Raw genomic sequence first — 10,764 nt, forward strand, 5'->3', positions numbered from 1 at the left:
AACTCATTTAAATCACTTTGCTATTAAGTACAAATTGATTCTTAGAGCGAACCAGATTGCTTGGCAGGAGCTTAAAAATATGGCAGCTTAAAATTGACCGTGCGTAACATGAGTAATTAATGAATATTCCGAATATCCGGAATTTAATCCTTACACAAATAAGGAAGAAAAAAAATGGCAAAAAACACATTTTCATTTAATATTTTGCTGTAACATTGACAAGTAGATTAATTTATTTTGTAGTATTAACAATCGTCATTATCGACAGGGAGTAAGTGATGCAAAAGAAAGTTGCAATAGTTACGGGAGGTACAGGTGGGATTGGTTCGGCTATTTCTCTTCGTTTAGCGAATGAATATCAAGTTGTGGCTTGTTATTTTAAAGATGGAAAACATGAAGAGGCCCAACAATGGCAGCAAGAGCAAAAACAACTGGGCTACGATATTGATATCGTTTATGGCGATATTGCTCGATACGAAGATTGTGAAAAACTGGTTAACCTCGTTATGGAGCGCTATGGCCAAATCGATGTATTAGTTAATAATGCAGGAATTACCAAAGATTGCAGTTTGCGAAAAATGAGTCCACAGCAATGGCAACAAGTACTGGATGCCAACTTGAATAGTGTGTTCAACATGACACGTAATGTCATTCCGATCATGATTGATAGAGGTTATGGGCGAATTGTCAGTATTTCTTCGATAAACGGTAGAAAAGGGCAATTCGGCCAATGTAATTATGCCTCTACTAAATCTGCTTTATATGGGTTTACCAAAAGTCTTGCTCTAGAAGTAGCCAGTAAAGGGGTTACTGTAAATACTATATCCCCTGGATATATAGAAACGCCTATGCTTGCTGCGATGAAGGAGGAAGTATTAAATTCTATTATCGCTAATATTCCAGTGGGTCGCTTAGGTTATCCTAAAGAAATTGCAGATGTGGTGGCTTTTTTAGTGTCTGAGGATAGTGCTTTTATTACCGGAGCGAATATTGACGTTAATGGTGGTCAATACATGTAATATGTTGCTATGCAGCAAAATTAAGCTTTTTGTGCTATATAATTAGAACATGGAAATAATTTAAACTAAAGAGACCAACATGGTAAATACTAACGTCGCATTAATTACAGGTGGTACAGGAGATATCGGAACGGCTGTAGCAAAAGAACTCAATGCTAGCTATAAGCATGTTGTAGCCCTTGATGTCCTGGCTGATGATAAGGCTAAAGAATGGCAACGCGCACTTCATGAGCAAGGGTATAAAAACGTTAGTTTTAGACATATGGATGTTACTAATTTTGACGAGTGTAAAGAGGTTGTAGAGGAGATCATTCATAGCTACGGTACGGTGGATGTGCTCGTCAACAATGCCGGAATTACCCGAGATGCTGTATTTACTAAAATGACAAAACAGCAATGGGATGAGGTGTTGCGCGTCAATTTAGATGGAATGTTTAATGTCACTCGGCAAGTGGTTGAGGGAATGAAGGCGCAGGCATCAGGGCGAATTGTGAATGTTTCCTCTGTTAATGCGCAAAAAGGGCAGTTCTCTCAAGCTAATTATGCTGCTTCAAAAGCAGGGGTTTACGGATTTACTAAAAGTCTGGCGCAAGAGTTAATGATGAAAAATATCACTGTTAATAGCATTTCTCCCGGCTATGTAAATACCCGTTTGATGCAAGGCATTCGTCCAGATATTCTAGATGGTATTATTAATTTAATTCCAGCCAAACGCTTGGCAGAGCCGCAAGAAATCGCTTGGGCGATTGAATTTTTAATTAGTGAAAAAAGCCGCTATATTACGGGGGCTAATTTAAGTATTAATGGTGGTCTGCATATGTACTAAACGTTTTCTAGTGTTAGGCATGATAAATAAACACCGCTAGAGATAGCCCGTATAGCGGTGTTATTTTTTTTTCAAATTCCTTTAATTTGGATAAGTAATGAGCCGACTAATAAAAAAATATAAAAACCGAAGATTGTATGATACTGAAACAAGCCAATATATTACCTTGGAGCAATTGCAAACTTATGTAACAGAAGGAATAGAATTCAAAGTTGAGGATTCTGAAACCGCAAAAGATTTAACTAATGCTATTTTATTACAAATCATTGTGGAAATGGAGGCTGGTCCCACCCAATTTTTATCGTCTGATATTTTACGCCAAATCATTACCTTAGCGAATCATCCTATGCAGGTTTCATTTAAATCAATGATGGAAGATTTGTTTCAAGCGATGAATAAGCCTTTGCAAAGTAATCCTTATCAGCAGGTGTCTAAGCAATGGAACGAGCAGATGCAAGAGATGATGCAACAATGGCAAAAATTATTTAAAAAGTAAATTGATTTTATGGTGCAGTGCAAAATTATTTTTCTGTATCTATTGACAAAACTTCAAATTAGGCCCAATATTAAATTGTGCAGTGCAACAATTGGGCGTCATAGATCAACTGGAGAACATCATGCAGTATCAAAATTATGAGAAATGGAGCGATTTAGCTAAAAGAGTACAAGAACCTTTTCAAGCTATTGCTGAATTAAATATTAAAACTATCCAAAGCTTAAATTATCTAAAGCCTGAAGAGCTAGCACAAATTAAAAATCCAGAAGAACTCGTAGAGAAACAAGTTAATCTGGTAGTTGAAAATGGCCATAAGGCTTTAGATTATATGCAAAAATCTTTTAAAATATTAGAAAATGCAATGGTAGGTTTTGTAAAAGAAACTAAAAAGAACGTGGCAGCCGCAGCTAAAAAATAATTCGAGTAAAGGGCTTATAATCCTTTATAGGTCCTTGCATTTCACCTGTCTTAATCATGCAAATTTGCCAGCTACACGCTTTTAGTTGAATGAACTTTTCTCTCCCTTTATACTCCAAATTCATTTTGATTATGCTTTGAGAGTCGGTGTGGATATTTTATCAGAAAAAAAATTGGAACTTGGTGAGAAATCTGAATATCAATCACAATATAATCCGGAGAAAATATTTCCTATTCCCAGGGCACGCAAACGGATGGAAATAGGTATTGACCCTCAACATGTGCCGTTCAATGGCTTCGATCTTTGGAATCATTATGAGGTATCTTGGTTAAATGAAAAAGGGAAGCCTATGGTCGCAACCGCTGAAATTATTTACGATTGCCATTCCCCCAATATAATTGAATCGAAGTCCTTAAAATTATATTTTAATACCCTAAATAATACGCATTTTAAATCCCTTAATGAGGTCGAAAAAATTGTTACAAAGGATCTTTCCGCTAGTTTGCAATCCGATGTTTTAGTAAGAATAAATGCTTTAGGTGGTCCTTCGCCAGTACCAGTACAAGATAGTTTCATCGGTGAGTGCATTGATCATCTTGATATTAGTTGTTCTATCTATTCGGTTGAACCTTCCTTTTTAACCACGTCAAGCACGGAGGTGGAAGAGACCTTATATTCCGATTTATTAAAATCAAATTGTTTAGTAACCTTTCAGCCCGATTGGGGAAGTGTATGGATTCAGTATAAAGGTCCTAAAATTGATAGGGAAGGGTTATTGCGTTACATCGTTTCTTTTCGTAATCATAATGAATTTCATGAGCAGTGTATTGAGCGCATCTTTATTGATATTAAAAATCGCTGTCAACCCACGGAACTTACTGTTTATGGTCGTTATACGCGCAGAGGCGGCTTAGATATTAATCCTTATCGTACCACTCATAGTGTGAAAGAAATCACTAACATTCGTTTACCGAGACAATAATTAAACTAGAGTTAAGAGCAATTTCCTCGTCTTTGGGAGCTAAGTGCAGTACTTCAGTAAAGCGCTACAAAGAAGTACTGTTCTAGCTCCTCTAACAGGAGCTTATATCGCCCATAATGCTCGCAATTCGCTTTAAGTAGTTTACCGGCTCACTGCAATGATTAACTCAGCTTGCTGGATCGCACAAACCAGGCTTTTGGGGGACTACAATTTGTACGTTTATCCCCTTAATGGTGGGGCTATTTAGTGCTTCTTTTAAATAATCTATTAAGGGTACATTAACTACTTTACCGTAGTTAGAAGAGGCTTGGCGAAAATATAAGGTACCCTTTTCCCAAAAAGCGAAACCTAAATGCGAGATATCCAAATAAGTACCTATTTGTTTGCGTAAATCCCAGCCTGGACGCACAATTTCGATAATGGCTCCATTAGGTATTTGCGAAAATAAATAGAAGTTAGGTTTATTTTCTGGAAATAGGGCCGTAAAGGGGAGATAGGGTACTTTAGCCGTAGTAACTTCCAAATTTTTAGTTTTGGTTTTTAATTCATCTAACCGCGCTGCTTGTAGTGCTGTGGTGCTGGCATCAATCCTAATAGTTGAGGGATCTTTATGCGCATACCAATTGGGTTTATTAATCTGAGATGCAGAATAAAGAGCAACGGGTTGGTTATTTTGATCGTGAATATTTAAAGTAATATCTTTTAATATTCCTCGGTTTTGATTGTTTTTATTCCAATCAATCGAGGTAAAATGGTTGCGCTTTATATAGGACACCTGACCATTCTGGTAACGTAATTTATTGATACATTGTTTAAAACTCGTTAAGGAATTGGCTAAAGCTAAAGCGAGGACGGTGTTTACATAAGTATCACAATCAAAAGCATCGGTTCGGTAGCGAGGAAATTGATCATAGCGTCCTTTAGGCCCTTCACCTAAAGAACCAAGAACATAGACCGTCCCCTTAAAGTGCTCACTAAACCAATTAAGCCGCTCTGTCATGGAAGTATTCGGCAAGGCATCTAGGCTGTGATATAGTTCATTTACTGACGAGTCAGCTTCTTGTTCAATGTCTTTGGTATTTAATGAAAAAGCATTTAAACTCATCCAAAAACTGGCTCCGAGCACTAAATATTTTAAAAAATAGGACATAGCGCCTCTTAGGTTTGTCATCATATTTGTACACATATTAACCTTTTTTAGGATGAAGGAGCAAGCATGCTCAATATAATTTGGTTAGGGATGATTCTTATTGCTGTTAGTGTAGGGATCATAGAAGGACGCGTTAATGAAGTAGTAAAAGCGGTAACCGATTCAGCAAAGCTTGGGTTTGAATTAGCTTTGGGTCTGGCGGGGATTATGTCCTTATGGCTTGGTATTATGTCGATTGCTACGGAGTCTGGCTTAGTTTCTAAATTAGGTTCTTTATTAAAGCCAATTTTAAGACGCTTATTTCCTGATATCCCCAGTGAACATCCTGCCATGGGAGCCATGGTTATGAATATTTCTGCCAATATGTTAGGTCTAGCTAATGCCGCAACCCCTTTTGGCTTACAAGCGATGAAAGAATTACAAAGCTTGAACCAGCATGCCAGAGTGGCCACTAATTCCATGTGCACCTTTTTAGCGATCAATACCTCAAGTGTGCAAATAATTCCTGCTACAGCCATAGCTTATTTAGCTGCTAATGGCAGTGCCAATCCTAGTAGCATTATCTTAAGCTCTATCTTAGCCACTACTATTTCTACTATCGTGGCTATTTTAGCTGTAAAGCAATTAGCAAAGTGGTCTTGGTTCCAAATTGAAGGAGCAAATAGTCTATGAGTGGCTTCGGAAATCAACTTTCTAACTGGATGTTTTTATTATTTATTTTAGGAATCCCTCTCTATGCCGCAATAAAAAAAATTAATGTATTTGATGCTTTTATTGCTGGTGCTAAACAAGGTTTTGAAACGAGTGTTAATATTATTCCTTATTTAGTGGCAATGATGGTTGCCATCGGTATGTTAAGAGCCTCAGGCTTTTTTGATTTAATGAATCATTGGTTGGCCCCTTTAATGCAGTTAATTGGTATGCCTTCCGAAGTATTACCCTTGGCCTTAATCAGACCATTTTCAGGAAGTGCCTCAACAGGAGTAATGGCTGAATTGATTCACCAATACGGTGGGGATTCTTTAATTGCCAAGATTGCTGCGACCATGATGGGAAGTACAGAAACCACATTTTATGTCATTGCTGTATATTTTGGCTCAATTGGCATTCGTCGAACTCGGCATGCCATTCCGGTTGGTTTGTTAGCAGACTTAGCTGGAGTGATTGCTTCAGTATTAATTTGTCGTTATCTTTTTAGCTAATTAGAACTAGACATGCTGTTTGTCCCTTAATTGTAAGAGCAGATCCTTCTCTTTTATCCAGCTGAAATGTGGTGGATAAGTTTAAGCTAGAGGCCTTAGAAATGAAATTCTCTACTATAATTAAAATGTTAACATAAAAATAACACCTCAAATTTAGGGATTATACGTGAAAACAGCAGTCAAAAAGGAACGTTTTTTACTGTTTTTCTTTATCTTTTTAGGGATTTTATTAACTAGTTTGTTATTGTCTTTATTATTGCTTCGTTACATCGCTATTCAACAAATTAAAAGTTCAGATGCGCTGTATAATTCTTATAAAATTGCTGCAGAGCTACGCCAAACTTCCAGTGATTTAACCAGAATGGCACGGTCGTATGTTATTACCGGAGAGAAAAAATATCGTGATTACTTTAATGAAATAATAGCCATACGCAATGGGACATCTCCTCGTCCTCGGAATTATGATCAAGTATATTGGGACCTTATCATCGGCGGTACGCGTCCGCAACCTTTCGGTCCTCCTGAGTCTTTAGAAAAAATAATGATCAAAAATAATTTTACCTTAAGTGACTTCGAATTATTACATTCAGCAGAAGATCGTAGTAATGCTTTAGGCCAGGTGGAACTACAAGCAATGAATATGAGGGATGGCAAGTACGATAATGGCACTGGAACTTACAGCATTCAAGGGATTCCTAATTTACCTCAAGCCATACAATTGGTTTTTGGTGAAGAATATATGAAGCAAAAAGCAGCTATTATGCAACCTATCCAAGAGTTTTTCTCGACAGTTAATGCACGCACCCAGCGTGAATATAATACTTACAGTCGTTGGATGTCCTACGATCTGGTGATAGCCATTATCCTTGCGTTTCTCTCGACTATAGTGATGATAATTTCTATTGTTAAAGCGCTCAATTCCTTGTCGGCCGCAACTAAAGAAAATGAATTATTGTTACTTAATATTCTCCCTGCCTCTATTGCTGAACGTCTGAAACATGGCGAAGAACAAATAGCAGATGAATTTTCGCAAGCGAGTGTTATGTTTGCGGACATCGTAGGTTTTACCCTCATGACTGCCTCTTTAGGTGCAAAAAAAATTGTGCCTTTACTAAATTCTTTATTCGAAGAATTTGATAATTTAACCGAAGTTTACGGTGTGGAAAAAGTAAAAACTATAGGGGATAATTATATGGCTGTTGCCGGAGTTCCTATTCCTAATACCGAACATGCCATCAATTTAGCTGATTATGCTTTAGCTATGTTAAGTAAACTCGACGCATTTAATATCCAACATCATAGCAAGATTGAGATGCGGATTGGGATGACTTTTGGTCCTGTGGTCGCTGGAGTTATTGGCCATAAGAAATTTATTTATGATGTATGGGGAGATGTGGTGAATGTAGCCAGCAGAATGGAATCAACCTCAATCCCGGGTAAAATTCAGATCACCGAAAAGATGGCCCTCTTGCTGGAGGATAGCTTTATTATTGAGCAACGCGAACCCATCGAAGTAAAAGGCATGGGGGTTCTAAACAATTATTTTCTTTTGGGAAGAAAGGCCGAGTTAGCCCCTTAAAGGAAAGGCTTTTTTAAAGTGATAGAGCTAGCCTAGTTTATGGTTTTTATTTCTTCCTTTACTGGCTAACTGAGCTGCTTCAAATAATTTTAAGCGTGCTAATAAGGCGTTTGTTTTCGCTTTAAAGGCCTTCATTTCTCGAGCAGGTATGGGTGATGCTGTCGGTAAGCTCGTGGTAGTGGGATTGTGAGGTGCATTGTTTACATGTAATTCATAATGGCAATGAGGGCCAGTTGCCAGGCCAGTTTGTCCCACATAGCCAATTACTTGCCCGCGTTTTACTTTACTGCCTTTGGATAAGCCTTTTTGGAATTTGAGCATGTGCCCATAAATGGTGCTGTATTTTTTATCATGTTTAATTTTTATCATGTTTCCATAACCATTATGTCGATCAATTATAGTAATAACGCCATCGCCGGTAGCTTGTATCGGTGTTCCAATGGGAGCCGCTAAGTCGATGCCTTTATGAGCTCTTTTATAATCAAGGATGGGATGATAACGAGATAGAGCAAAGGTGGAGCTAATATGGCTGAATTTAATGGGGTAGCGTGAAAAGGCTTTTTTAAAGCTATTCCCCTGGGCGGAATAATAGTCAGTAGTGCCATTAGCACTAGTGTGGCGGATAGCCTGCGTTGTTTTACCTTTGTTAGTGTAGGTTACGGCCACAATATCACCCGTACCCACCATTTTATCACCGACATAATAAGCATCATAAACAATAGAAAATTGATCTCCAGAACTTACGTGGGAAAAATCAACTTCCCTTTTTAAAATTTCGGTCATTGATTTTACAAATTTATAGGGTATGTTGGCTTTTTGTGCGGTGGTATATAAAGAACCATTTACCGTAGCGGTGACATACACCGCTTGACTAGTGGTCTTTTTAGAACTTATTTGATAATTATATCCCTTAATTGCTCTTGATATAGTTAAAGTATCGACATAATCAACGGGGATAATTAATTTCTCTAAATGGCCTTTATTGATTAAAAATTTTAATTCTTGGCTTGGTTTAATCGCCGTAAGCGCCTTGGTGTATTTTTTATTTTGTAGGATTTCATGTAAATTTTTTGCACTTAAGCCTAGGCGGTGGAAGATAGTAGCCATGGAGTCACCTGACCGAGGTCTTATCGTTTGCCATTCATTATCTTTTACCTTGGGCTTAGCCTTAGCGAGTACTTTTTTGGCCTCATTTTTCACGGTTTGAATAACTTCAGCTGTTATGCCCTCTGTAAGGGTTTTACTATTCGATTCTGTTTTACTGGTTTTCAATGCGGTGGTGATACTGGGTTCAAATTCATCAATGATTCTTATGCGTTCTAAAGGAGATGAGGGAGTATTTGGCGCGGCACTAGTACTTAAGTCGGTTTTTTTATGATGTGCAAAATTCTTCACTAAGTAATAAGGGAGTGAACATGCAATAACTAATGCAAAGATCATTACTAGTCCTGATGGTTTTTTAGACTGTCGTTTTTCTATATTGGGTCTTTGAGCCATTTTTTGCCTATACTGCTGTCATGGGCGACAATTCTATTATTTTTATTGCAATCAATATATTTCCCATCCCTGAATGAAGTGACCGCTATTTTTAGGTCAATGAATTCTACCTAATAATTGAATATTTTGTTATATTTTTTTTAACTTAGGTTAACAAACTTGCGTTTTTAGCTATTTTTATTGGCAGGAATTTGTTAACCGGGCTAAGATACCCGCTGAGAGAAGATAGGTCAATCATTATATATAGGTTTTAATAACATGATAGTTGAAGATTCAGTATGTACCGAATTAATGAGGGGTTGTGAGGAAGTATTGCCACAAGCCGAATTTGAGAAAAAATTACAAAAAGGTATTCCCTTAAAAATTAAAGCAGGTTTTGATCCTACCGCGCCCGATCTTCATCTGGGCCATACGGTATTATTAAATAAATTAAGGCAATTTCAACTTTATGGCCATGAGGTTATTTTCTTAATTGGTGATTTCACCGCTATGATTGGTGATCCTACTGGAAAAAACGTAACACGGATGCCACTTAGTGAAGAAACGGTGATTGAGAATGCCAAAACCTACCAAGAGCAAGTTTTTAAAATTTTAGATCCTAATAAAACACAAGTTGCCTTTAATTCCCATTGGCTGGGTAAATTTAGTGCAGTGGATTTAATTCGCTTAGCTGCAACCCATACTGTTGCTCGAATGCTTGAGCGAGATGATTTCAATAAACGTTATACCAATGGACAGCCGATTGCTATCCATGAGTTCCTATATCCTTTATTACAAGGCTATGATTCGGTAGCACTAAAAGCAGATGTAGAGTTAGGCGGCACGGATCAAAAATTTAACTTATTAATGGGAAGGGAATTGCAGAAGCATTATGGACTTGAACCCCAGGTGGTGATGATGACTCCATTAATAGAAGGCTTGGACGGCGTGAAAAAAATGTCCAAGTCATTAAATAACTATATAGGTATTAATGAACCCGCCTCTGAGATGTTTGGGAAAATTATGTCGGTTTCAGATGAACTGATGTGGCGTTATATAGATTTACTAAGTTTTAAAACGGGCAAAGAAATTGAAGCCTTGCGCAAATCAGTGAATGAAGGCCGAAACCCCAGAGACGTTAAAATCGATTTTGCTAAAGAAATAATAACACGCTTTCATAATAATACGCAGGCTGAAGAGGCGCATAGAGAATTTATTGAGCGTTTCCAAAAAGGAATTATTCCAGCAGATTTAGATGAGGTAACTATTAGCACTGATAGCGCTACATCCATAAATCAAATATTAAAACAAGCGGGATTAACTGCGAGTACTTCAGAAGCGATTCGGATGATTAAACAAGGGGCCGTAAAAGTTAATAATGAAAAAATAGTGGACCCATCACTTGAATTACTAACAAATGAGTCCTATATTGTCCAGGTTGGCAAAAGAAAGATCACCAAAGTGTACTTAAAAGCGGCACAATGAAATTATTTTCAAAAAAATGAAAAAAGTGTTTGACATAGGAAGGGAAATCCGTAGAATACGCAGCACGCCTTCGGGGCAAAGTTCATTAAGAAGATAGAAGACAAACTGTGTGGGCGCTTTGAAAGAATTTG

At 37.5% G+C, this 10,764-nt stretch carries 12 protein-coding genes; 9 read left to right on the forward strand and 3 right to left on the reverse strand.

All coding sequences use genetic code 11. From position 1 onward, the window contains the following. Nucleotides 1-7 precede the first annotated feature (7 nt). Entirely contained in the window at nt 8-196 is a 189-nt protein-coding gene (locus ELY15_RS16135; RefSeq protein ID WP_158617450.1) for a hypothetical protein, read from the reverse strand. A gap of 82 nt (nt 197-278) precedes the next feature. Between ELY15_RS16135 and phbB (ELY15_RS10325) the strand changes: the two genes are divergently transcribed. From phbB (ELY15_RS10325) to queF, 5 genes are all read left to right on the forward strand, one after another. Beyond that, entirely contained in the window at nt 279-1,019 is a 741-nt protein-coding gene (gene phbB / locus ELY15_RS10325) for an acetoacetyl-CoA reductase (protein ID WP_127099695.1), read from the forward strand. 79 nt (nt 1,020-1,098) lie between these two features. After that, nucleotides 1,099-1,845 carry an acetoacetyl-CoA reductase gene (phbB, locus tag ELY15_RS10330; protein WP_127099697.1) on the forward strand — a complete coding sequence of 249 codons (747 nt, stop codon included), beginning with the start codon at nt 1,099-1,101 and terminating at the stop codon, nt 1,843-1,845. 97 nt (nt 1,846-1,942) lie between these two features. Then, nucleotides 1,943-2,341 (forward strand): polyhydroxyalkanoate synthesis regulator DNA-binding domain-containing protein, encoded by a 399-nt coding sequence (locus ELY15_RS10335; protein ID WP_127099699.1) that lies wholly within the window; start codon nt 1,943-1,945, stop codon nt 2,339-2,341. A gap of 121 nt (nt 2,342-2,462) precedes the next feature. Then, a complete protein-coding gene (locus ELY15_RS10340; RefSeq protein WP_127099701.1) occupies nt 2,463-2,759 on the forward strand; it encodes a phasin family protein in 297 nt (98 codons plus the stop codon). Between the two features lie 148 nt (nt 2,760-2,907). Continuing rightward, nucleotides 2,908-3,741 (forward strand): NADPH-dependent 7-cyano-7-deazaguanine reductase QueF, encoded by an 834-nt coding sequence (gene queF, locus ELY15_RS10345; RefSeq protein ID WP_233586626.1) that lies wholly within the window; start codon nt 2,908-2,910, stop codon nt 3,739-3,741. Nucleotides 3,742-3,907: 166 nt separating this feature from the next. Here the strand turns inward: queF and ELY15_RS10350 are convergent, their stop codons facing one another. Next, the gene (locus ELY15_RS10350; RefSeq protein ID WP_370449419.1) at nt 3,908-4,846 is read right to left on the reverse strand and encodes an N-acetylmuramoyl-L-alanine amidase-like domain-containing protein; all 939 of its coding nucleotides are present in this window, start codon (nt 4,844-4,846) and stop codon (nt 3,908-3,910) included. A gap of 111 nt (nt 4,847-4,957) precedes the next feature. Between ELY15_RS10350 and ELY15_RS10355 the strand changes: the two genes are divergently transcribed. The 3 genes from ELY15_RS10355 to ELY15_RS10365 all read left to right on the forward strand — a co-directional run bounded on the left by ELY15_RS10355 (nt 4,958) and on the right by ELY15_RS10365 (nt 7,672). Beyond that, entirely contained in the window at nt 4,958-5,563 is a 606-nt protein-coding gene (locus tag ELY15_RS10355) for a nucleoside recognition domain-containing protein (RefSeq protein ID WP_127099703.1), read from the forward strand. Beyond that, on the forward strand, nt 5,560-6,093 hold the full coding sequence (locus tag ELY15_RS10360) for a spore maturation protein (RefSeq protein ID WP_127099705.1): 534 nt from the start codon (nt 5,560-5,562) through the stop codon (nt 6,091-6,093). The genes ELY15_RS10355 and ELY15_RS10360 overlap by 4 nt, the downstream gene beginning before the upstream one ends. Nucleotides 6,094-6,259: 166 nt before the next feature. Then, nucleotides 6,260-7,672, forward strand: a complete 1,413-nt coding sequence (locus tag ELY15_RS10365; RefSeq protein WP_127099707.1) for an adenylate/guanylate cyclase domain-containing protein — start codon at nt 6,260-6,262, stop codon at nt 7,670-7,672. 27 nt (nt 7,673-7,699) lie between these two features. Here the strand turns inward: ELY15_RS10365 and ELY15_RS10370 are convergent, their stop codons facing one another. Further along, nucleotides 7,700-9,169: a peptidoglycan DD-metalloendopeptidase family protein gene (locus ELY15_RS10370; RefSeq protein WP_127099709.1), complete on the reverse strand. Its 1,470-nt coding sequence runs from the start codon at nt 9,167-9,169 to the stop codon at nt 7,700-7,702. A 258-nt stretch (nt 9,170-9,427) separates the two neighbouring features. Here ELY15_RS10370 and tyrS point away from each other — a divergent pair, with 258 nt between their 5' ends. Continuing rightward, a complete protein-coding gene (tyrS, locus tag ELY15_RS10375; RefSeq protein WP_127099711.1) occupies nt 9,428-10,633 on the forward strand; it encodes a tyrosine--tRNA ligase in 1,206 nt (401 codons plus the stop codon). Nucleotides 10,634-10,764: the final 131 nt, after the last annotated feature.

Source organism: Legionella sp. km772 (assembly GCF_003989735.1).
Classification (GTDB): domain Bacteria; phylum Pseudomonadota; class Gammaproteobacteria; order Legionellales; family Legionellaceae; genus Legionella.

Excerpts from the sequence above, each read along its gene's own strand:
- ELY15_RS16135 (WP_158617450.1), bottom strand. The coding sequence starts at position 196 with ATGAAAATGTGTTTTTTGCCATTTTTTTTCTTCCTTATTTGTGTAAGG.
- phbB (WP_127099695.1), top strand. The coding sequence starts at position 279 with ATGCAAAAGAAAGTTGCAATAGTTACGGGAGGTACAGGTGGGATTGGT.
- phbB (WP_127099697.1), top strand. The coding sequence starts at position 1,099 with ATGGTAAATACTAACGTCGCATTAATTACAGGTGGTACAGGAGATATC.
- ELY15_RS10335 (WP_127099699.1), top strand. The coding sequence starts at position 1,943 with ATGAGCCGACTAATAAAAAAATATAAAAACCGAAGATTGTATGATACT.
- ELY15_RS10340 (WP_127099701.1), top strand. The coding sequence starts at position 2,463 with ATGCAGTATCAAAATTATGAGAAATGGAGCGATTTAGCTAAAAGAGTA.
- ELY15_RS10350 (WP_370449419.1), bottom strand. The coding sequence starts at position 4,846 with ATGAGTTTAAATGCTTTTTCATTAAATACCAAAGACATTGAACAAGAA.
- ELY15_RS10355 (WP_127099703.1), top strand. The coding sequence starts at position 4,958 with ATGCTCAATATAATTTGGTTAGGGATGATTCTTATTGCTGTTAGTGTA.
- ELY15_RS10360 (WP_127099705.1), top strand. The coding sequence starts at position 5,560 with ATGAGTGGCTTCGGAAATCAACTTTCTAACTGGATGTTTTTATTATTT.
- ELY15_RS10370 (WP_127099709.1), bottom strand. The coding sequence starts at position 9,169 with ATGGCTCAAAGACCCAATATAGAAAAACGACAGTCTAAAAAACCATCA.
- tyrS (WP_127099711.1), top strand. The coding sequence starts at position 9,428 with ATGATAGTTGAAGATTCAGTATGTACCGAATTAATGAGGGGTTGTGAG.